The organism is Pseudoalteromonas sp. ECSMB14103, from assembly GCF_000813065.1.
Lineage (GTDB): Bacteria > Pseudomonadota > Gammaproteobacteria > Enterobacterales > Alteromonadaceae > Pseudoalteromonas > Pseudoalteromonas marina.
On the sequence record NZ_JWGY01000002.1, the window covers coordinates 479,608 to 501,146 of the forward strand.

17 protein-coding genes and 1 pseudogene are annotated in these 21,539 nt (G+C 40.7%); 8 read left to right on the forward strand and 10 right to left on the reverse strand.

The annotated features are described in order from the left end of the window. Positions 1 to 685: 685 nt before the first annotated feature. Positions 686 to 1,336 (forward strand): annotated as a pseudogene (locus tag RF53_RS07295) (IS110 family transposase); the annotation flags it as partial. A gap of 488 nt (positions 1,337 to 1,824) precedes the next feature. Here RF53_RS07295 and RF53_RS07300 read toward each other — a convergent pair. The 7 genes from RF53_RS07300 to lrp form a co-directional block, all read right to left on the reverse strand. Then, positions 1,825 to 2,586 (reverse strand): DUF4145 domain-containing protein, encoded by a 762-nt coding sequence (locus RF53_RS07300; protein ID WP_052242871.1) that lies wholly within the window; start codon positions 2,584 to 2,586, stop codon positions 1,825 to 1,827. A gap of 409 nt (positions 2,587 to 2,995) precedes the next feature. Continuing rightward, a complete protein-coding gene (gene serS / locus RF53_RS07305) occupies positions 2,996 to 4,300 on the reverse strand; it encodes a serine--tRNA ligase (protein ID WP_039037119.1) in 1,305 nt (434 codons plus the stop codon). A gap of 9 nt (positions 4,301 to 4,309) precedes the next feature. After that, complete coding sequence (gene crcB, locus RF53_RS07310; RefSeq protein WP_010556384.1) at positions 4,310 to 4,690, reverse strand: fluoride efflux transporter CrcB; 381 nt, start codon at positions 4,688 to 4,690, stop codon at positions 4,310 to 4,312. Continuing rightward, positions 4,683 to 6,026: a replication-associated recombination protein A gene (locus RF53_RS07315; RefSeq protein WP_039037120.1), complete on the reverse strand. Its 1,344-nt coding sequence runs from the start codon at positions 6,024 to 6,026 to the stop codon at positions 4,683 to 4,685. The genes crcB and RF53_RS07315 overlap by 8 nt, the downstream gene beginning before the upstream one ends. Next, positions 6,019 to 6,645: an outer membrane lipoprotein chaperone LolA gene (gene lolA, locus RF53_RS07320; RefSeq protein WP_039037121.1), complete on the reverse strand. Its 627-nt coding sequence runs from the start codon at positions 6,643 to 6,645 to the stop codon at positions 6,019 to 6,021. Before lolA ends, RF53_RS07315 begins: the two co-directional genes overlap by 8 nt. Then, positions 6,642 to 9,140: a DNA translocase FtsK gene (locus RF53_RS07325; protein ID WP_039037122.1), complete on the reverse strand. Its 2,499-nt coding sequence runs from the start codon at positions 9,138 to 9,140 to the stop codon at positions 6,642 to 6,644. Before RF53_RS07325 ends, lolA begins: the two co-directional genes overlap by 4 nt. Before the next feature lie 157 nt (positions 9,141 to 9,297). Beyond that, entirely contained in the window at positions 9,298 to 9,777 is a 480-nt protein-coding gene (gene lrp / locus RF53_RS07330; RefSeq protein ID WP_006792871.1) for a leucine-responsive transcriptional regulator Lrp, read from the reverse strand. A gap of 142 nt (positions 9,778 to 9,919) precedes the next feature. Here lrp and ald point away from each other — a divergent pair, with 142 nt between their 5' ends. Further along, the gene (gene ald, locus RF53_RS07335; RefSeq protein WP_039037123.1) at positions 9,920 to 11,041 is read left to right on the forward strand and encodes an alanine dehydrogenase; all 1,122 of its coding nucleotides are present in this window, start codon (positions 9,920 to 9,922) and stop codon (positions 11,039 to 11,041) included. Positions 11,042 to 11,110: 69 nt separating this feature from the next. Here ald and pssA read toward each other — a convergent pair whose 3' ends face one another. After that, complete coding sequence (gene pssA, locus RF53_RS07340; RefSeq protein ID WP_039037124.1) at positions 11,111 to 12,436, reverse strand: CDP-diacylglycerol--serine O-phosphatidyltransferase; 1,326 nt, start codon at positions 12,434 to 12,436, stop codon at positions 11,111 to 11,113. A 289-nt stretch (positions 12,437 to 12,725) separates the two neighbouring features. On the opposite strand from pssA, the gene trxB reads away from it, so the two are divergent. From trxB to infA, 4 genes are all read left to right on the forward strand, one after another. Next, positions 12,726 to 13,676 carry a thioredoxin-disulfide reductase gene (gene trxB, locus RF53_RS07345; RefSeq protein WP_006792874.1) on the forward strand — a complete coding sequence of 317 codons (951 nt, stop codon included), beginning with the start codon at positions 12,726 to 12,728 and terminating at the stop codon, positions 13,674 to 13,676. 98 nt (positions 13,677 to 13,774) lie between these two features. Continuing rightward, entirely contained in the window at positions 13,775 to 14,491 is a 717-nt protein-coding gene (aat, locus tag RF53_RS07350) for a leucyl/phenylalanyl-tRNA--protein transferase (RefSeq protein WP_039037125.1), read from the forward strand. After that, positions 14,484 to 15,188, forward strand: coding sequence for an arginyltransferase (locus tag RF53_RS07355; protein ID WP_039037126.1), 705 nt, complete (start codon positions 14,484 to 14,486; stop codon positions 15,186 to 15,188). The genes aat and RF53_RS07355 overlap by 8 nt, the downstream gene beginning before the upstream one ends. Positions 15,189 to 15,278: 90 nt before the next feature. Then, positions 15,279 to 15,497, forward strand: coding sequence for a translation initiation factor IF-1 (gene infA / locus RF53_RS07360; protein ID WP_002962494.1), 219 nt, complete (start codon positions 15,279 to 15,281; stop codon positions 15,495 to 15,497). 192 nt (positions 15,498 to 15,689) lie between these two features. On the opposite strand, the gene clpA is transcribed toward infA, so the two are convergent. Next, positions 15,690 to 17,951, reverse strand: a complete 2,262-nt coding sequence (clpA, locus tag RF53_RS07365; RefSeq protein WP_010556376.1) for an ATP-dependent Clp protease ATP-binding subunit ClpA — start codon at positions 17,949 to 17,951, stop codon at positions 15,690 to 15,692. A 68-nt stretch (positions 17,952 to 18,019) separates the two neighbouring features. Then, positions 18,020 to 18,328, reverse strand: a complete 309-nt coding sequence (clpS, locus tag RF53_RS07370; protein WP_021032429.1) for an ATP-dependent Clp protease adapter ClpS — start codon at positions 18,326 to 18,328, stop codon at positions 18,020 to 18,022. A gap of 208 nt (positions 18,329 to 18,536) precedes the next feature. Between clpS and cspD the strand changes: the two genes are divergently transcribed. After that, entirely contained in the window at positions 18,537 to 18,755 is a 219-nt protein-coding gene (gene cspD, locus RF53_RS07375) for a cold shock domain-containing protein CspD (protein ID WP_006792879.1), read from the forward strand. Positions 18,756 to 19,268: 513 nt separating this feature from the next. After that, complete coding sequence (locus tag RF53_RS07380; RefSeq protein WP_039037127.1) at positions 19,269 to 21,491, forward strand: NADP-dependent isocitrate dehydrogenase; 2,223 nt, start codon at positions 19,269 to 19,271, stop codon at positions 21,489 to 21,491. Positions 21,492 to 21,539 lie beyond the last annotated feature (48 nt).

A 21,539-nucleotide genomic window follows, 5' to 3' on the forward strand; every position in this document is an offset into this window, starting at 1 on the left:
TTCGATAAAGAACTTTATTCACAAAGAGAATAAGAGACGCTGCGCTTTGGGAGGATCATAGCGGCTTAAATTAAGCCACTATGAAGAATTTAAGTTCTGATGTCTGAAGTCAAGATTTGACCCCATTTAGTTTCTTATTTAGGTTAATTGACACACACTCTACTACAGTTACCTTCTAACACAACCGTATAAATGGTAAGTCACTAGCTTTCACTTATATCCTTTTGTAGTTAAAACATGGCAGAGATTTTTAAAGCTAAAAATACAAAAACTAATTTTCTTGAAGCCTATTAATTTACAAAGAGGATGAGAGGCGCTTCACTTTAAGAGGAAAATAAAGCATTAAATAAAGTTGCTTTGAGCTAATGGCGACTTGATGCCTGAAGTCAAGATTTGACCCCTTTGTTTTTTAATACATGCCCTATCTAAAACAGATGCATCCGCCGCTGTACCTAAAATTAAATTTACTGTATGCCCATTTATTTCAGCCTGAATAATTTGATGGCCTGTTTCTGTTACTTCAAATTTCAAACTTGTGGTTGAATGACTTTATTAGATAAAGAGCTTTATTCACAAAGAGAATAAGAGACGCTGCGCTTCGGGAGGATCATAGCGGCTTAAATTAAGCCGCTATGAAGAATTTAAGTTCTGATGTCTGAAGTCAAGATTTGACCCCATTTAGTTTTTACGCAGAAGAACTAAAATTGTTCGCCACGGGGCTGATTTAAAAGCCCATGTCGCCAATACCGCCAGCCAGTACAATTTACCTGCCCACAACGTGAATTTAAAGAACGTCTGCGACAGAGAAAAGATGCGTTATTACTTTCCTGATCCCGTTGTTCAACGCTCTATTAATTTAAACATGGCCATACTCGATTGCTACCACAATGAGCTTAAGCCTTTAGAGCATTATATTGAACAAATGGCCAAGCAACACAATCCTGTCCACCTTAATATCTTGCAAACAATTAATGGGATAGGCCGCATTCTCGCACTTACCATTATTTATGAAATTGGTGACATCAATCGCTTTTCAAGCGTACAAAAGTTCGCTTCATATAGTCGGTTAGTCAAATGTAAAGCAGAGTCTGCCGGTAAAACCTATGGCACCCAAGGCAACAAAATTGGCAATGCACATCTAAAATGGGCGTTCTCCGAAGCCGCAGTATTGCTGTTGCGTCACAATCACAACGCCAACAAATACCTCGAAAAACTACAAAAACGAATGAGCAAAGCCAAAGCACTGTCAGCGCTTGCGCATAAGCTTGGTCGCTGTGTTTATTATATGCTTAAAAAAGAGGCGGTATTCGATGAAGCAAAATTCTTAAAGAGTTAGTCACGGTACTGAGTGAGCTGAACATCTAACTGGATATAAGGCTGAGCATCAATCAATTGGGCGAGTTAATAACCAACAAGTTTTAACCTGATTATATGCCTACAGACCTAAGCCACTTGTCTTGATTAGACGCTCAGTATGCGTGCGTTAATACAATAAACAAAGTCGCTTACACCTGACTTGAGCCTGAAACTAACTGGATCATAATGATGAAACCAGCCGCCTTGAATAGTGCCATGATGAGGTTAACCGATGAATGTCTAGTGCCCCAGCAATCCCAAAAGGATATGGGAAAAACCTGGCTGCGATGAGATCGCAATAAGAGAGCCTCTATATGTGTTTGCCGTAAGCTACTTGCTTAACAGCCGTATCGACAGACGAAGTAAACGAATTTGTTTATTGATTTAGAATTGACCGTCAATTTATAAAAACGGTCAAAAAGAACACTAATGCCTATTGACAGAGTTAAGGCTCATATGTGTTATGCATTAACTCTTGGGACCTTTTGCCTTGTTAACTTTTTTAGCTAGAGCTTTTAATTTAGTAGATTTACTTTCGTATATTTCAGAGAGTATATGTTCCATTATTTCATATGCATCCATAACATCATCAGCAGTTAACTCTTTGCCTGAGTGACTGCCGGCATTACCTAGCCATTTAACCGCAATTAGTAAATCTTTAAGTTCAGCATATTTGGCGGGTAAAAGGTCTATTCTTTGATGTAAATTAATTAAACGTCGTTTACCATTTGAAACTCGGTATCTATTAACATTTAAATTATTGAGCAAAGACTCAATAGCAGCTCTTACATGATTAGAAGCGGCAGAAGGCGAACTAAAAAATAATTGGAATGAGTCGTTTAATTTTTTCTTAACTTCATCAGGAGTGTTTTCAGGTACAGATATTAACTTTAAGTGAGGGTGAAAAAATAATGGCTTGAAAAAATCACCGTAAACTTGCTCAGGATAGCCATGCTCGTCGTGTTCTATATCCCAATCAACAAATCCTTTTCCTGTATTTGATACTGTCTCTTTGCATGAATTATTTGAACATTCTAATAAACATGAATATACAGACGAGATCCAATCAGGATCCCAAGCTTCATGATTATGTGCTTTTTTTGATAAAGATGTTTCTTCACAAAAAAATGTACCTTCTTTTATTCTCAAAAGTCCTTTTTGACAGGTAGGACATTGCCAGTCTTGTATAGCAACTCTTGTAAAAGGCAATTTAAATATTTTTCTGTCCACGACAACCTCCATATTCTGAATTTAATGCATAACAACTTTATCTACGACATTTGTCGCTTTATAAACCAACAAATGTCCAAATATAACAATTAATCTAATGTAACCAGCGAATAAGCACATGTAAACAATTAGTTAGCTCTCATCTAAATTTACTGGATGCAGAAAAACACCAAAATGGTGGAGATCAGTAATATTGGACAAAAAGTGTTGTACAAATAAACAATAAAGGCTGGTTTATTACTTTTACTGACAAATAGCGTAAATTAGACTTTTACTTTCGCCTTGAACCTTTTCCCTTTCACCTTTTTCCTGAACCCACAACAAAAAAGCCGCTGTTCATTACAAACAGCGGCTTTCTTTCTAAAGCTTATGGCTAAAAACTGACAGCTGACAGCTGACAGCTAGTATTTTAAGCTTTACCAATAACTTCAACTCCACCCATGTATGGGCGTAATACTTCTGGCACGACTACTGAACCGTCAGCTTGTTGGTAGTTTTCTAGTATGGCAACTAGTGTACGGCCAACGGCTAAACCTGAGCCATTTAGTGTATGTAGTAACTCTGGCTTTTTAGCCCCTTCACGGCGAAAACGAGCTTGCATACGGCGCGCTTGGAAATCGACCATATTTGAACAAGACGAAATTTCGCGGTAGGTATCTTGCGCCGGTAACCATACTTCTAAGTCGTATGTTTTAGCTGCGCCAAAGCCCATGTCGCCCATACATAAAATGACTTTACGGTATGGTAGTTCTAATGCTTGTAAAATTTGCTCTGCGTGGCCTGTTAGCTCTTCAAGCGCTTGCATTGAATCTTCTGGTTTTACTAGTTGAACTAGTTCAACTTTATCAAACTGGTGCTGGCGAATTAAACCACGTGTATCGCGACCGTAGCTGCCCGCTTCACTTCTAAAACATGGTGTGTGCGCAGTTAAGCGAATCGGTAAATCGCTTTCGTCGTAAATCTCATCGCGTGCGCTATTAGTCAACGGTACTTCTGCTGTAGGGATTAAGCTAAAACCAGCTTGTTGTTCACCGTCGTCGTTTACTAGGCCTAATGTATGGAATAAGTCGCCTGCAAACTTAGGTAATTGGCTTGTGCCGTATAGGCTTGCGCTATTTACTAAGTACGGTACATACATTTCTGTATAGCCGTTTGTGTCTGTGTGGGTGTCTAGCATGTATTGCGTTAGTGCACGGTGCATACGTGCTACTTGGCCGCGCATTACTGTAAAACGTGCGCCACTAATTTTAACGCCCATTTCAAAATCTAGGCCGTTTAGGTCTTGCCCTACATCTACGTGATCTTTTACTTCAAAGTCGTACTTTTTAGGCGTGCCCCAGGTAAGTATTTCAACGTTGTCGTCTTCATCAGCGCCTTCTGGTACTGATTCGTCTGGTAAATTTGGAATTGCTAAAGCAATGTCGTTAATCGCGTTGAGTACTTCGTCTTGCGCTTTTTTAGTTGCGTCTAATTCGCTGCCTAAGTTTGCCACTGCGTCTAATAGAGGCTGTGCGTCTTCGCCTTTCGCTTTTGCTTGGCCAATGGCTTTAGCACTGGCGTTACGTTGACTTTGAAGCTCTTGCGTTTTTACTTGTAATGTTTTGCGTTGCTCTTCAAGTTCTGTCACTTTTGCAACATCAAGCTCGTAGCCACGAGCCGCTAAGCGTGCTGCAGTTTGCTCAACGTCTTGTCGTAAATATTTAGAATCTAACATGTTAGTTTTTTAACCTTTTTGCATTACCAGCTGAAGGCCCAGCCAAGCCATAAAAATACAGACCATCACATTTAAGATGATATTGAGGGCCATTTTAATAAAGTGACCTTGTTGTAACAACAACAACGAGTCCATTGAGAATGTTGAAAAGGTGGTTAATGCACCTAAAAAGCCAATACCGATAAGGGTTTTAGCGGGGCTTACAGTGATAATTTGTTTATCTATCAAACCGTATAAAACGCCCATTAACAATGAACCCAGAATATTAACCGCCAACGTACCAAAAGGGAATCCCCTACCAAGGAGTTTTAGCATGGTTTCGCTAATAAAAAATCGTAAACAAGCCCCTGAGGCACCGCCAAGGGCGATCATCATATAAAGTTTAATCATTTTCGTATCGTTTAAGTGGGCTTTGCGCATCGCGCTCTTTTAGGTAATCGAGTTTTTGTTTAATTTTTTGCTCTAGGCCGCGATCGCTTGGTAGGTAATATTCCTTGCCGTCCATTTCTGGTGGTAAGTATTTTTCACCAGCGGCAAATGCGCCCTCTTCGTTATGCGCATAGCGGTATTCAGCGCCATAACCTAAGTCTTTCATTAGATTTGTAGGTGCATTACGTAAATGTTCTGGCACTGGGTAACTTGGCTCATTTTTGGCATCAGCTTTTGCTTGATTAAACGCCATATAAACCGCATTACTTTTGGGTGCGCTGGCTAAATACAAAGTGGCTTGTGCAATGGCGCGTTCGCCCTCACTTGGGCCTACACGCTGAAATATATCCCAAGCGTTTAACGCCACTTCCATTGCCCGTGGGTCTGCGTTACCTATGTCTTCTGTGGCAATGGCAAGTAAGCGCCTTGCTACATAAAGTGGGTCGCCGCCACCGGCTAAAATACGGCAATACCAATACAGCGCACCATCCGGTGAGCTGCCTCGTACCGATTTATGAAAAGCCGAGATTAAATCGTAAAATTCATCGCCACCTTTATCGTATTTAGCTAAATGGGTTGGCAGTACTTGGCTTAATACGTGCTCATCTACGTTGTATGTGCCGTTATGCTCGGTGGTTAAATCAACCGCTTGCTCAAGTAGGTTTAATACTTTACGGGCATCGCCGCCGCTTGCTTGGCAAAGCGCCTTTTTGGCGTTATCGGCAATCACAATGTTTTTTTGGTTTAGCTGCTCATCTTGCTCAAGTGCGCGCTCTATTACTGTGTATAAGTCGGTATCGGCAAGCGACTTTAAAACATACACGCGTGCGCGCGATAAAATCGCATTATTAAGTGCAAACGAAGGATTTTCGGTTGTTGCGCCTACAAATATAAACGTGCCGTCTTCTATGTGAGGTAAAAATGCATCTTGCTGCGATTTGTTAAAGCGGTGTACTTCATCCACAAACATTAAGGTGCGTTGCCCGCGGCTTTGTAGGTTATCGTGCGCTTGCGTTACGCTATCGCGAATATCTTTTACGCCTGCGGTCACAGCCGACATTTGTATAAGCTCGGCATCGGCGTGGTTTGCAATAATTTGCGCCAAGGTTGTTTTACCTACCCCTGGCGGCCCCCACAAAATTAAGCTATGGCAGCGCCCTGCAACAATAGCTTGATGCAAAGGTTTGTCGTCACTCAGTAAATGCTGCTGACCTATGTATTCATCGAGCGTTGTTGGGCGCATTCGCGCCGCAAGTGGGCGTACATCGGGGCCAAAGTTAAAGCCTAAATTACTCACCGTGGCTTTGATCGTCTATTTCAACACCTTCTGGCGGTGTAAATTCAAATACTGTGGCGTCAAGCTCGGTGTTTACTTTAGCATCGTTAAAAGTAAACGATGAAAGTTGGCCCGAGTTATCTGTCACTACTAATGTTGCAAGGCCTGCTTGGTTATCCACAAACGTAATATCTAACTGCTCTACTTGGCTTTCTACGCCTTTATTTGGCGTAACACTATAGCCAGACCCTGTTGCTTGAACACTGTATTTTTCCCATTGTGCAGGGTCTTTTGAGGTAAGTAATACAAACGGCGTTGAGTCTATTAAGCTGTGAGTATTCATTATGGTTACTTGCTCAGCAAAACTGTCGAAGTAATAGGTTTTATCACCATTAGATACAAATAAGGTGTCGTCTGGGTTGGTTTGTTCCCAGCGTATCATCATAGGTTGTTTAAGGGAGATTGTACCCTCGCCTTGCATTACGGCTTGGCCTTCTTTGTCTGTTACTTTTTGTGCAAACTGCGCTTTAAAGCTTTTAAGTGTTGCTAGTTTGTCTTGCAGTGCTTGGCTGTCGTCTGCAAAACTGGGTGCGGCAATTAGGCCACTCAATACTAATAATAAACTGTTTAATTTTTTCATTGGTTTGCTCCATTAGGTACTAATACATCGCGAGCACCATTATGACCTGGTGAACTTACGATACCTGATGTTTCCATTTGTTCTACTAAGCGTGCTGCACGGTTGTAGCCTACGCGTAATTTACGTTGTACTGATGAAACCGATACCTTGCCTGTCTCAATTACAAATGCGACCGCCTCGTCGTAAAGTGGGTCTGACTCTTCATCTGCACTTTCACTTGCTTCACCGGGTAGTAAAATATCTTCAGTGGCATCGCCATTAAGAATTTCATCTATGTAATTAGGTTTAGCACGCGCTTTCCAATCGTTAACGACTGCGTGTACTTCGTGGTCATCTACAAATGCGCCATGCACACGCTCTGGCACGCTTGTGCCTGGCGGTAAATAAAGCATGTCACCCATACCTAGTAAGTTTTCGGCTCCTTGCTGGTCAAGTATGGTGCGCGAATCTATTTTACTTGATACCTGAAACGCCATACGCGTTGGTATATTGGCTTTAATTAAGCCTGTAATTACATCAACCGATGGACGCTGAGTTGCAAGTACTAAGTGAATCCCTGCTGCACGTGCTTTTTGTGCAATACGTGCAATAAGTTCTTCTACTTTTTTACCAACAATCATCATCATGTCGGCAAACTCATCAATTACCACAACAATGCTTGGTAGTTTTTCAAGCTCGTCGGGGCCGTCCTTCATACCGTCTGTGTCTTTAAAAAGTGGGTCCATAATGGGGTAGCCCGCATCTTTGGCATCAAGTACTTTTTGGTTGTACCCTTTTAAATTACGTACACCCAACGCCGACATTAATTTATAACGGCGTTCCATTTCACCTACACACCAACGCAGCGCGTTAGCCGCTTCTTTCATGTCGGTTACAACTTCACATAATAAATGCGGTATCCCCTCGTAAACCGAAAGTTCAAGCATTTTAGGGTCAATCATGATCATACGTACATCATCTGGGCCCGATTTATACAGTAAGCTTAATATCATTACATTAACGCCCACTGACTTACCCGAGCCCGTTGTACCAGCTACCAATAAATGTGGCATTTTACCTAAATCGGCACACACAGGTTGCCCTGCAATGTCTTTACCTAACACCATGGTAAGCGGTGATGGATTTTGCTCAAATTTAGGCGCATTTATTACTTCAGACAAGCGAACTATTTCACGGTGTTTGTTAGGCAGCTCTATGCCTATGTAAGTTTTACCCGGTATAACTTCAACAACACGTACACTAATAGCTGAAAGCGAGCGGGCTAAATCTTTTGATAAACCGGTAATTTTAGACACCTTTATTCCCGGTGCTAAATCAAGCTCAAATCGCGTTACAACAGGCCCAGGATATACACCAACTACTGTAGCTTGTACGTTAAAGTCGAGAAGTTTTGTCTCTACAAGGCGTGATACAACATCGAGCTCTTCTTGCGAAATTGGGTTTTTAGCTTTATCGGGTCTGTCGAGTAAATCAAGCGACGGTAATGGGCCTGGTGGCGGCTCTTGGTCAAGCAGTTGTTCAAACTTTTCTTTTGCTGTTGGTGGTGGCTGATACGCAGGCTTTGCTTTAGGCATAGGCCTTGCTGGCGATACCACTGTTGTAACTGGTTTTTCAGGTTCTACAACTTGGCTTTGATCAAGCGCGTTTAGTGCCGCTGCCGTATCCATTGGTTCATCATCTATTGCACTAAAGCCAATTTCTTGATCGAGTATATCGTCAAGCTCATCAAATGGGCTGTAGTCGTCACTGATTTGTGGCTCTGTAAAAGGCGTTTGCGGTTTATTAATGGCTTTTTGAGGTGCGTCGTTTTTTGCCTCTACTGGCGCTTCAAGCTGCTCTGTGAGGTCGTCGTTAAACTGAGCATCTACATTGTCACTGTTTGTGTTTGCAGCAATTCGTTCTCTGTTTATCCAACCTTTTATGTACGAAGTAATAAAGCGATACAACCTAACCATTAAATCGCCTAGGTAATCTACAAAATCAACCCACGACACGCCTGTTAAAAGGGTTAATCCTGCAAAAAAGAAACACAATAGCAAAATTGATGTGCCGGTAAAATTAAACGCCGGCATCATGGCAGTCGCAATGACATCTCCCACTACCCCGCCTGATGAAAAATTATAAATATCGTCGAAGTTAATACTGCTAATTGCCGTAGCTGAGGTCACAAACAGGGCTAAGCCTATAATGCGAAGGGCTAATGTTGTGTAATCAAGCTGTAAAATACGGTGCGGCTGTTTAAACAATAAATAGCCGAATAACTGAATCGCCGCCGGAACTAAATACGCAAGCCACCCAAAAGTAAGCAGCAGTATATCGGCAACCCACGCACCGGCTGTGCCTGTAATGTTTTTTACGTTTCTAAATTCGCCGGTTTGTGACCACGAAGGATCTGCCGGATCAAAACTGATTAAGGCACATAAAATAAATATTGCAGCAAAGGTACTGATAATCAGCCCTGTTTCTAATAGTCTTTGCACACCGTTTAGGCGCATAACTTCCTATCCCTCTTATTATTCTATTTATTACACTTCAACAGCAGTCAAATACCTTAGCAGGAAATGCAATTTGATGCACTTTATCTTAATGTGTATGGCCTGATTATGAACACGTTTTTATAAATTTAAGCCTGTTTACCTTTAACAGTTAAACTTATGCGATGTAAGGGCGAATAATTACGCCGTCTTCACCTTTTACTTCTTCCATAACTACATAGGTGCGACTTTCACTCACGTTTGGCAACTTTAAAAGAATGTCTCCTAATACACCACGGTATTCTGACATATCATTAACACGCGTTTTAAGTAAGAAATCAAAATTACCCGACACTAGGTGACATTCTATTATCTCTTCGTGCTTTTTCACGGCTGCACTAAACTCGTCAAATACGTCTGGCGAGGTTTTGGTAATCGTAACTTCTACATACACCGATAACCCCTGCCCTAACTTAGCCGGATCGACCACCGCTTTGTATCCGAGTATGTAACCTTCTCGCTCAAGCTTTTTTACGCGCTCTAGGCAGGGCGTGGCGCTCAGGCCAACTCGTCGGGCCAGTTCAACATTTGAAAGACGCCCATCATGTTGTAATTCCATCAAAATTTTTCGGTCTATTCTGTCTAATAACTGATGCATAAGGCTCACTAGTTTTTTATTCTGTTTATTTTTATTATTTAGATAATAACACTAGCTTGTTATTTAAAAAAGGTGAGACACACTGGCTTGTCATGAATATAATAGTGAAAAATTTCAATCCGTTCTTAATAAGGCAAATGTTATGATTATTGGTGTACCTAAAGAAATCAAAAACCATGAATACCGCGTAGGTATGGTTCCTGCTAGTGTTCGTGAATTAGTTAATCACGGCCACCAAGTGGTTGTAGAAACGAATGCAGGTATGGGTATTGGTTTTACAGATGAAGATTACACCCAAGCAGGTGCAGACATTTTAGCAACTGCGGCTGACGTTTTTGCAAACGCAGACATGATTGTAAAAGTAAAAGAACCACAAGCAGTTGAACGTGCAATGCTTCGTGAAGACCAAATTCTTTTCACTTACCTTCACCTTGCACCGGATCTTCCACAAACTGAAGACCTTGTTAAGAGCAAAGCGATTTGTATTGCTTATGAAACAGTAACTGACTCTCGTGGTGGTTTACCACTTTTAGCGCCAATGAGTGAAGTAGCTGGCCGTATGTCTATCCAAGCCGGTGCACAAGCCCTTGAAAAATCTAACCACGGTCGTGGTATGTTACTAGGCGGTGTACCTGGTGTTGAGCCGGCTAAAGTTGTTGTTATCGGCGGCGGCATGGTTGGTCGTAGCGCTGCACAAATGGCTATAGGCCTAGGTGCTGATGTTGTAGTACTTGATCGTAATATCGATGTACTACGTGCACTAGACGCGCAATTTGGTAATAAAGTAAAAGCTATTTACTCAACGGCTGATGCACTTGAAAAACACGTACTAGAAGCAGATTTAGTTATTGGTGGCGTACTAATCCCTGGCGCTGCTGCTCCTAAGCTTGTAACAGCAGAGCACATCAAAGCAATGAAGCCTGGCGCTGCTATTGTTGACGTTGCTATTGACCAAGGCGGTTGTATTGCAACATCTAAAGCAACAACGCATGCTGATCCTACTTTCATCGTTGATGAAGTTGTTCACTACTGTGTTGCTAACATGCCGGGTGCTGTTCCTCGTACGTCTACATTTGCACTTAACAATGCAACATTGCCGTTTATCATTAACCTTGCAAACAAAGGTTACAAAAAGGCATTGCTAGACGACGCTAACTTCCTAAAAGGCTTAAATGTAATTAAAGGCCAAGTAACGTACAAAGAAGTTGCTGAAGCATTTAACATGGATTACGTTGACCCACGTACAGCGGTTGAAAACGCTTAATTAAGCGTTTGTACCAATAAAAAAAGCAGCTATAAAGCTGCTTTTTTTTATGTCTAATTTAAATAAAATCTAAATAAACCGTTTAATAATAAAGTCTACTTTTACACGTTTTGCTTGGCCAAGTAACTTTTTAACTGGCTGAGGGTAATCTTCCATGGTTTCTAAATCATCTGGTCCTGTTAGTCGGCGACAGTGCTTAAGGATTTCATGCTTTTCGTTATCAATTGATTGCATTATAGTTTGCTCAGGATCTTCAATTAATATCCCGTTTTCTATGTCTAAGCCCCATGCACGTGGGTTTAGGTTATGCCCACTCAATAAATGCTTTGATCTATCTGCACATATTCCTTTTAAATGGAAAGAGTTATTGTCGTGTTTCCAAAGGTATACATTTAAGTTACCGTTATCTATATGGCGTTTTTGTGTTTTAACAAATTTATGCAAAATAGTTTCGTATAAATAAGGCAACGCACCAATTTTACTAAAAGGCTCACTAGGTGGCATATAAAAATCATTAGCGGTTTTATCACCCACAACAATTGTAATATGTTTGCCTTGTTTCAAAAGCCTGCGTAACGAACGCATAAGCGGCGCAGGAAAATTGAAGTACGGTGTATAAAGTACCAGTTCGCGTTCAGTTGTATCAAAAAGGGCTTTGATCATACGATTAAGTTCGTTATGACGACGCCCAAGCCCTAAAAACAAGCGAATATTTAGCGCATTATTGCTTGCTTGCTCAGCCGACTTATAACTTGCTGCTTTTAGATCACGCATTAATTGCTTTTGTTCAAGTTTAAAGTCAATTAATCGCTTGAGCGGACGCGTGTCGATACGAGGCACTGCCACAGAACTCAATAGCTTTGATTCAATAAAGTCTATTACAGAGTCACACAGGCCTTTTTGCGTAATTAAAAAGTAACGGTCAAGCCTGTAGCGATCACTGTGCTGTAAATACACATTATTTAAGCTAGCACCGCTGTAAAGCAACGTGTCGTCTATAACAAAACCTTTTAGGTGTAATACACCAAACAGCTCTTTCGCTTTTACCGGTACACCAAATACTTGTACATTTGATTTAAATTTTTCTAGATAGTCACAGTATAAACTTGCGTTCCCGTCTGATTTCTCAGCACCAATAAGCCCACGCTGGGCACGATGAAAATCGACCAGTACTTTTACTTCAAGTGCAGGGTTGGCTAAAGACGCATTGTGTAATGCCTCTAAAACTTCGCGGCCTGCTTCATCATCTTGCAAATAAAGCGCAGTAATATAAATGCGCTTTTTTGCGTTAGCGATTAAATTAAGTAATTGTGTGCGGTAATCTTGCGCATTGGTTAAGACGTTAACGTCTTTTGAAGTCAACCCAAATGCGGATTTTTCCTGCCAAAATAACATAGTTGCCTATTCATTTAGGTCACATAATCTATCAGTGACAAATCAAAATTAGGTAAAACATAACAAAAAAAATCAAAGTGGTCATGAATTAACGACGTTTTGTTGCTTGTTAGTCTATTTATTGAGCTAGTTTACCCTGCAAGGCATAAAAGTATGTTTGTTTAGTACATAAAAATGAACAGGTTTTCGATTTACTAAAAAAAATAATCTCAGATTTTGTTTACTTCTGCCTTGTTTTTCTTAGAATCGAGCGCATTAATGACCGTATAGAATCGTTTAGGAAAATATCATGACTGAAGCAAAACATAGTAAGCTACTAATTTTAGGCTCTGGCCCAGCTGGTTACACAGCTGCAGTGTATGCAGCCCGTGCAAATTTAAACCCTGTTTTAATTACAGGTATGCAACAAGGTGGTCAATTGACTACTACCACTGAAGTTGAAAACTGGCCGGGTGATGCACACGGTTTAACAGGCCCTGCACTTATGGACCGCATGAAAGAGCATGCTGAACGATTTGAAACCGAAATTGTGTTTGACCACATAAATAAAGTTGATGTTTCTAAACGCCCTTTCACACTAACTGGCGATCAAGGTACATACACATGTGATGCACTTATTATTGCTACAGGCGCATCTGCAAAATACTTAGGCTTAGAGTCTGAAACAAACTTCCAAGGTCGTGGTGTATCGGCGTGTGCAACGTGTGATGGCTTTTTCTATAAAGGCCAAAAAGTAGCAGTAGTTGGTGGTGGTAATACCGCCGTTGAAGAAGCACTATACTTATCGAACATTGCTGATGAAGTCCACGTAATTCACCGTCGTGACAGTTTCCGTAGTGAAAAAATTCTTGCTGATCGTCTTACTGAAAAAGCGGCAAACGGCAACGTGGTAATGCACTACAACCGTACACTAGACGAAGTTTTGGGCGACCAAATGGGTGTAACAGGCATTCGCATTAAAGATGTAGCATCTGATGCTACTGAAGATTTAGATTTGGCGGGTGTATTTATAGCAATTGGCCACAAACCAAACACAGATATGTTTGAAGGCCAGCTAGAAATGAAAGACGGCTACCTAGTTGTTGAGTCAGGTCTTAACGGTAACGCAACGCAAACAAGCGTACCAGGTGTTTTTGCTGCAGGTGATGTGTCTGACCATATTTACCGTCAAGCGATTACATCTGCTGGAACAGGCTGTATGGCAGCCCTTGATGCAGAGCGCTATTTAGATAACCTATAACGTTTATTTTTCACAAAAGGGGCTGAGCAATCAGCCCCTTTTTTTAGGCCTAAAATATAGTTACACTTTTAAAACAAATTATAAAAAGTAAACACGTTATGACAAACCAGCTATACCAACTAAGTGATACAGATATAGCATTTCCCAATCCAGAATATGCATTAGCTTCTCCAGACGGCCTACTAGCTGTGGGTGGTGACTTGAGCCTAGCTCGCCTTTGCAATGCTTATACTAATGGGATATTTCCTTGGTTTAGCGATAACGAACCTATTATGTGGTGGTCACCAAGTGAACGTGGCATTGTGGAGTTAAATGAGTTTCATGTTAGTAAAAGTTTACGTAAGCACCTAAATAAATACCCCGTAACAGTGACAGTTAATAACGCCTTTGTTGAAGTCATTGAAGCATGCCGTGACCAACGCATTGATACCGACGGTACTTGGATCACTACTGATATGCTTAGTGCTTACATAAATGCTCATCATGCAGGCGTAGCGCATAGCTTAGAGGTGTGGCGCAACGGAGAGCTTGCAGGTGGACTGTATGGAATTATGCAAAATGGTGTGTTTTGTGGCGAATCGATGTTTCATCATCAAACTAATTGTTCTAAATTAGCTATGTGGGCGCTTGTGAATTGGTTAAAAAACCATGATGCTCATTTTATTGATTGCCAACTCGAAAACCCATATTTGATGAGTTTGGGAGCAAAAGTTATTCCTCGAACTGATTTTTTAGCTAAACTTAACACTGCACTTACCTATAAAGTTAACCCTACTATGTGGAAACCACAGGAACTTATTGCAATCTATGAATGAAAACCTAACAGCCCGTGTTGGTTTAAGCCAAGAATTTGCGTGTAGTTATCTGCCCAACAGGCGCGAGCAACTATTAGTCATATTAGATCCCACTTATTATTGCTCAGAAAAGTTCGAATCTTTGTTAGCAGTCGGCTTTAGGCGCAGTGGTAACCAAATATACCGCCCTCACTGCCCCGTTTGCAGTGCATGTAACTCTGTTCGTGTTTTAGCGCAAGAATTTATGCCATCAAAATCACAAAAACGTAAACTAAACAAAGCAAAAACACAGTTTACGGTCACTTACTCTACTAGCGAACGAGCAGAGTATTATCCGCTGTACAGTAAATATATAACTATGCGCCATCAAGACGGCAGCATGTACCCACCACAGCCTGAACAATTTCAAAGCTTTTTATTTTGCAGTTGGCTTGAAATCACATTTATCGAACTTTGGCATCAAGACACTTTAGTAGGTGTAGCTGTAACCGATTGTATGGACAACGCTATTTCTGCTATTTACACGTTTTTTGACCCTGACTTTGAGCACTATAGCCTAGGGTCAATTATGATATTAGAGCAGCTAAAATTTGCTAAAGCGCAAAATAAACAATTTGTGTATTTGGGCTATCAAATTGATGAGTGCACCAAAATGAAGTATAAAACTCAGTTTTTACCCGCACAAAAACAGCTTAATGATGAGTGGGTGGCTATTTAATTTGCAAATATAGCCCCTGCGCCTTTACTTATTGGTGTATTTTGGGCAAAATCTGCAGCGTTTAACTATTAAAGAGGTGTTACGCTAAACATGGCGAAAGAAGACGTAATCGAAATGCAAGGGACTGTCCTTGATACTTTACCAAATACAATGTTCCGAGTTGAGCTAGAAAATGGTCACGTAGTTGTGGCTCATATTTCAGGTAAAATGCGCAAAAACTATATCCGTATTTTAACCGGCGATAAAGTAACGGTAGAAATGACTCCTTACGATTTATCGAAAGGTCGTATCGTATTCCGTGCTCGCTAAGTAAGTGCGTAAACGAGATTTAGTTTTTGGCTAGTGTATAACTAGCTTTAAGCGTTTATTAAATGTAATTGATGGACTTTGACTAGCAATTACATTTAATAAACAAAAAACCCAGCTTTTGCTGGGTTTTTTGTTGCCTAAAATAAAAAATGGCCCGGTATTTCAAGCGAGCCATTTAGAGTCTTATGCCGTTTATGCTGGTGTTAAACTACTTTCGTAATCAAAACGGATTTTCTTGTCTTTTACCGACACCTTCACTGTGCCGCCATCAGCCAACTTACCAAACAGTATTTCGTTTGCGAGTGGCTTTTTGAGCTCTTCTTGAATAACACGAGCCATTGGGCGTGCACCCATCGCTTTATCGTAGCCTTTTTCAGCTAACCATTCACGTGCCTTAGAGGTCAATTCAAAATTAACCGACTTCTTATCAAGCTGTGCCTGCAGTTCAACAATAAATTTATCAACCACCAACAAAATAACTTCACGTTCAAGATGGTTAAACCAAATAATGTTATCTAAGCGGTTTCTAAACTCTGGTGAAAATGTTTTGTTAATTTCACCCATTGCATCGTGTGTATGATCCTGCTCACTAAAGCCAATTGACTTGCGAGTTGTTTCTTGCACGCCGGCATTAGTGGTCATTACCAGCACAACATTTCTAAAGTCAGCTTTACGGCCATTGTTGTCGGTTAATGTACCGTGATCCATTACCTGCAATAAAATGTTGTAAATATCTGGATGCGCTTTTTCAATCTCATCGAGTAAAACCACCGCATGAGGGTTCTTAATAACAGCCTCGGTTAGCAAACCGCCCTGCTCAAAACCAACATAACCTGGCGGTGCACCAATTAAGCGGCTAATTGCATGACGCTCAACATATTCCGACATATCAAAACGAATAAACTCAACACCCATGCACTTTGCAAGCTGCTTAGTTACCTCTGTTTTACCAACACCGGTTGGACCAGCGAATAAGAAAGAACCCACTGGTTTTTCTTCACTTGTTAGCCCTGAACGTGACAAACGGATTGCCGATGTAAGTGCATCAATTGACTGATCTTGACCAAACACCAACATTTTAAGATTACGGTCAATATTTTTAAGCGTTTCTTTGTCCGATGACGATACATTTTGTGGTGGAATGCGCGCCATTTTGGATATGATCATTTCAATGTCTGATACACCAATGGTTTTTTTACGTTTAGAGCTTGGCTGCAAACGCTGGTTTGCACCGGCTTCATCTATTACGTCAATGGCTTTATCAGGTAAGTGACGCTCGTTAATGTATTTAGCACTCAGCTCAGCCGCAGCTTTTAACGCTTTTTGTGTGTAACGAATACCATGGTGTTCTTCATAGCGATCTTTCAGGCCATTCAGAATTTTAGTGGTATCGGCAACACTTGGCTCAAGTACATCAATTTTTTGAAAACGACGAACTAATGCACGGTCTTTTTCAAAAATATTTTTATACTCGTTGTAAGTTGTTGACCCCATACAACGGAGCTTACCACTTGAAAGTAATGGCTTAAGTAAGTTAGAGGCATCCATAACGCCACCTGACGCAGCGCCTGCCCCAATGATGGTGTGAATTTCATCAATAAATAAAATAGAGCCTGGTTTTGCTTGTAGCTCTTTTAATAAACTTTTAAAACGTTTTTCAAAATCGCCACGGTATTTTGTACCAGCGAGTAATGCGCCCATGTCTAACGAGTAAACCACTGCATCTGCAATCACTTCAGGAACTTGCTCGTTAACAATACGATAAGCTAACCCTTCAGCAATTGCTGTTTTACCCACTCCCGCTTCACCTACAAGCAATGGGTTATTCTTTTTACGACGACACAACACTTGTACCGCACGTTCAACTTCACTGTCACGGCCAATCAATGGATCAATATTACCATCGCGTGCTTGCGCATTTAAATTAGTAGTGAAGCTGTCTAGCTTGCTGACCTCTTCATTTTGAACTTCTTGCACTTCTTCGTTTATGTCGTCCGTATCGTCGCCTAAATCATCATCGGTTTTTGAAATCCCATGAGAAATAAAATTAACAATGTCTAAGCGCGAAACATCATTTTTCTTAAGCAGATAAACGGCTTGGCTTTCTTGCTCAGAAAAAATAGCAACCAACACATTTACGCCGGTAACTTCGTTTTTACCTGATGATTGAACATGAAACACCGCACGCTGTAATACTCGTTGAAAACCAAGCGTGGGTTGTGTTTCACGCTCTTCTTCTAAATCGGGGATAACCGGTGTTGTTTCATCAATAAATTCAAGCAATTCGTATTTTAAGCCTGAAATGTTAACACCACACGCATTTAGCGCTTCTGAAGCAGAAGGGTTATCTAATAGCGCAAGTAAAAGGTGCTCGACAGTCATAAACTCATGACGGCGAGTGCGCGCTTCACGAAACGCGGCATTTAATGTAAGTTCTAAGTCTTTGTTTAGCATTGGCAACCCCTTACTGAGATAATAATGTATACCACAACAAACAGGTGTGTGATCACCCTAGTTGGTATTTATTCCTGCTCACAACTACAAAGCAGCGGATGCTCGTTATCACGCGAGTAGCGGTTAACTTGTTCAACTTTGGTATAAGCTACATCAGCGCTGTAAACGCCACAAATGCCTTTACCTTTTTCGTGAACTTGAAGCATCACGTCGGTTGCTCTATCGCTATCCATATTAAAAAACGTCGTTAAAACTTCTATTACAAAGTCCATCGGCGTGTAATCGTCATTATTTAAAACAACTTTGTATTTTCGCGGCGGCTGTAGCTTTTGCTTTTCACTGTCGCGAACTGTATCGATAACACCTGAATCTTTCATACCACTCATAATTAAATATAGTCTTGTCTTAGGAACTCAAGCAAACTTGAATAAAAAATAAATAAAATGTTAAAAAATAGCTCAAAAAGCTTGACTGATTGATTAAATAAACTACAGTCAAACATAGATTGATTAATCCTTAATCAGTCTAGCAAATAATATGGTTTAGAATAACTAAATTAGTCAACTTATTGAAGGATGTAGAAGTATGGCTTGTGGTAAAGTTAAATGGTTTAACAATGCTAAAGGTTTTGGTTTCATCGTTGAAGACGGCTGCGAGAATGATATTTTCGCCCATTACTCTACAATTGTAATGGACGGTTATAAAACGCTTAAAGCTGGACAAGATGTAACATTCGAATTAGAACAAGGCCCCAAGGGCTTGCACGCTAAAAATATTGCCTTAGACGGCGACATTTTAGAGTGACGGTTGTTTTATTCGACTAAAGCGAGCGACCTATTAGGCTCCTCGCTTAATTCCTCACACTTCTATTTACCCACACCGATATAAATTGTTTCTTTTTCTTTATTTTCAACCCTCATCCTTGATTTTATTTCATATACCCCAATATTCTAAGAGTTGACCGTTTAACTGCTTGTGAGCAGGCTCAAACTCTAGCCCTTTGTATTCAAGCTTGTTACACTCTTGGTGCTAAAAATTTACGCAAAACATAGCAACTAGCTCAACTTGCTGAGCACATAAAATATACTAGTCTAAAGGCTAATTTATTTTTATTATATTTTTAGCTATAAATATGACCACAGTTCGTCAGGTGTGACTATTCTGCTTTAACTGTAAAGCTACACGAGTACCAACACCTAACAAACTATTCATTATCTGAACGTATATATTAAAACACTATGATATGTACTCTCTCAGCTTTAATGATTTCTTTGCATTGTTGAATAAGGCCAATTGGCCGACTATCTAGGAATGATGATGACATCAAAAATTATCTATACAAAAACGGACGAAGCTCCGGCACTAGCAACTTACTCGTTGCTACCGATCATCCAAGCATATACAAATGCAGCAGGTGTTGAAGTTGAAACTCGCGATATCTCATTAGCAGGTCGTGTAATTGCTAGCTTCCCTGATTATTTAACAGAAGAACAACGTATTGGTGATGCACTTGCTGAACTAGGTGAGCTTGCAAAAACACCTGAAGCTAATATCATCAAACTTCCAAACATTAGTGCTTCAGTTCCACAGTTACGCGCTGTAATAAAAGAGCTTCAAGCAAAAGGCTATGCCCTTCCAGATTACCCTGTTGAGCCTAAAAACGACGAAGAAAAAGCAATTCAAGCTGCATACGACAAAGTTAAAGGTAGTGCGGTAAACCCTGTATTACGTGAAGGTAACTCTGACCGCCGTGCACCTAGCTCTGTAAAAGAGTACGCACGCAATAACCCACATTCAATGGGCGCGTGGAGCAAAGACTCTGCCTCTTACGTTGCAAGCATGAGCGAAGGCGATTTCTTTGGTTCAGAGCAATCAACAACTATCGAAGAAGCAACTGACGTACGCATCGAGCATGTTGCTACAAACGGTGATACAACTGTTCTTAAACAAAGCACACCACTACTAGCTGGTGAAGTAATTGATGCTTCTCGCATAAGTGCTGCTAAGCTACAGGCTTTTTTAGCTGCTGAAATTGATGCTGCTAAAGAAAAAGGCGTTTTATTCTCGCTTCACATGAAAGCGACAATGATGAAAGTGTCTGACCCAATCATATTTGGTCACGCTGTTAAAGTATTCTATAAAGACGTATTTGCAAAACACGGTGAGCTTTTTGAAGAGCTAGGTGTTGATGTTAATAACGGTTTAGGCGATGTTTACTCTAAAATTCAAACATTAGACGATGCTAAACGCGCTGAAATTGAAGCCGATATTCAAGCTGTATATGCTGACCGCCCTGCTATTGCTATGGTTGATTCTGACCGTGGAATCACAAACTTACACGTGCCAAGTGATGTGATCATCGATGCATCTATGCCTGCTGCAATTCGTTCAAGCGGTCAAATGTGGAACAATGACGGTAAATTACAAGACACAAGTTTTGTAATTCCTGATCGTTGTTACTCTGGCGTTTATCAAGCAACTATTGATTTTTGTAAAGAACACGGTGCGTTTGATCCAACGACAATGGGTAGCGTTCCAAACGTTGGCCTTATGGCTCAAAAAGCAGAAGAATACGGTTCACACGACAAGACGTTCGAAGCAAAAGCAGAGGGTACTATTCGTGTAGTTGATACAGCAGGTAATACGCTACTTGAGCACAGTGTTGAGCAAGGCGATATCTGGCGTATGTGTCAGGTTAAAGATGCACCAATCCAAGATTGGGTTAAACTTGCTGTTAACCGTGCACGTGCCACTGGCGTTCCTGCTATTTTTTGGTTAGACGAAAATCGTGCACACGATGCTCAGCTAATCAAAAAAGTAAATAAATACCTACCAGATCACGATACAGCTGGCCTAGATATTCAAATTTTAGCCCCACTTGAAGCCACTTTATTCTCTTTAGGTCGCATTAAAGAAGGTAAAGATACTATTTCTGTAACAGGTAACGTACTACGTGATTACCTAACAGATTTGTTCCCAATTTTAGAGCTGGGTACAAGTGCTAAAATGCTTTCAATTGTTCCACTTATGAACGGTGGTGGCTTATTTGAAACTGGCGCAGGTGGTTCTGCACCTAAGCACGTTCAGCAGTTTGAAAAAGAAAACCACTTACGTTGGGATTCTTTAGGTGAGTTTTTAGCCCTTGCAGCATCACTAGAGCATTTAAGTGTAACTACAGGTAACAACAAGGCTCAAGTACTTGCAGATACGCTTGATAAAGCAACGGGTACTTTCCTTGCTGAAAACAAATCGCCTTCACGTAAAGTTAAAGAAATCGATAACCGTGGTTCTCATTTCTTCTTATCTTTATTTTGGGCTCAAGAACTTGCTAAGCAAAATGACGATAGCGAACTTAAAGCACAGTTCACTCAAATTGCGAGCGATTTAGAGGCAAATAAAGACGCGATCGTAAACGAATTAAACGATGCTCAAGGCCCTGCAGTTGAATTAGGTGGTTACTTCCAGCCTAACGACGCAGCCGCTTTTGAAGCAATGCGTCCAAGCACTACATTTAACGATATCCTTGCTAAATTAGTGTAATAAATAGTAAAAATAAAACCGCTTACTTTTAAAAGTAAGCGGTTTTTT

Coding starts and splice junctions, on each gene's coding strand:
- RF53_RS07355 (WP_039037126.1), top strand. CDS start 14,484: ATGAATGAAAACCTAACAGCCCGTGTTGGTTTAAGCCAAGAATTTGCG.
- clpA (WP_010556376.1), bottom strand. CDS start 17,951: ATGCTAAACAAAGACTTAGAACTTACATTAAATGCCGCGTTTCGTGAA.
- serS (WP_039037119.1), bottom strand. CDS start 4,300: ATGTTAGATTCTAAATATTTACGACAAGACGTTGAGCAAACTGCAGCA.
- infA (WP_002962494.1), top strand. CDS start 15,279: ATGGCGAAAGAAGACGTAATCGAAATGCAAGGGACTGTCCTTGATACT.
- cspD (WP_006792879.1), top strand. CDS start 18,537: ATGGCTTGTGGTAAAGTTAAATGGTTTAACAATGCTAAAGGTTTTGGT.
- pssA (WP_039037124.1), bottom strand. CDS start 12,436: ATGTTATTTTGGCAGGAAAAATCCGCATTTGGGTTGACTTCAAAAGAC.
- trxB (WP_006792874.1), top strand. CDS start 12,726: ATGACTGAAGCAAAACATAGTAAGCTACTAATTTTAGGCTCTGGCCCA.
- RF53_RS07380 (WP_039037127.1), top strand. CDS start 19,269: ATGACATCAAAAATTATCTATACAAAAACGGACGAAGCTCCGGCACTA.
- clpS (WP_021032429.1), bottom strand. CDS start 18,328: ATGAAAGATTCAGGTGTTATCGATACAGTTCGCGACAGTGAAAAGCAA.
- aat (WP_039037125.1), top strand. CDS start 13,775: ATGACAAACCAGCTATACCAACTAAGTGATACAGATATAGCATTTCCC.
- lrp (WP_006792871.1), bottom strand. CDS start 9,777: ATGCATCAGTTATTAGACAGAATAGACCGAAAAATTTTGATGGAATTA.
- RF53_RS07325 (WP_039037122.1), bottom strand. CDS start 9,140: ATGCGCCTAAACGGTGTGCAAAGACTATTAGAAACAGGGCTGATTATC.
- ald (WP_039037123.1), top strand. CDS start 9,920: ATGATTATTGGTGTACCTAAAGAAATCAAAAACCATGAATACCGCGTA.
- lolA (WP_039037121.1), bottom strand. CDS start 6,645: ATGAAAAAATTAAACAGTTTATTATTAGTATTGAGTGGCCTAATTGCC.
- crcB (WP_010556384.1), bottom strand. CDS start 4,690: ATGATTAAACTTTATATGATGATCGCCCTTGGCGGTGCCTCAGGGGCT.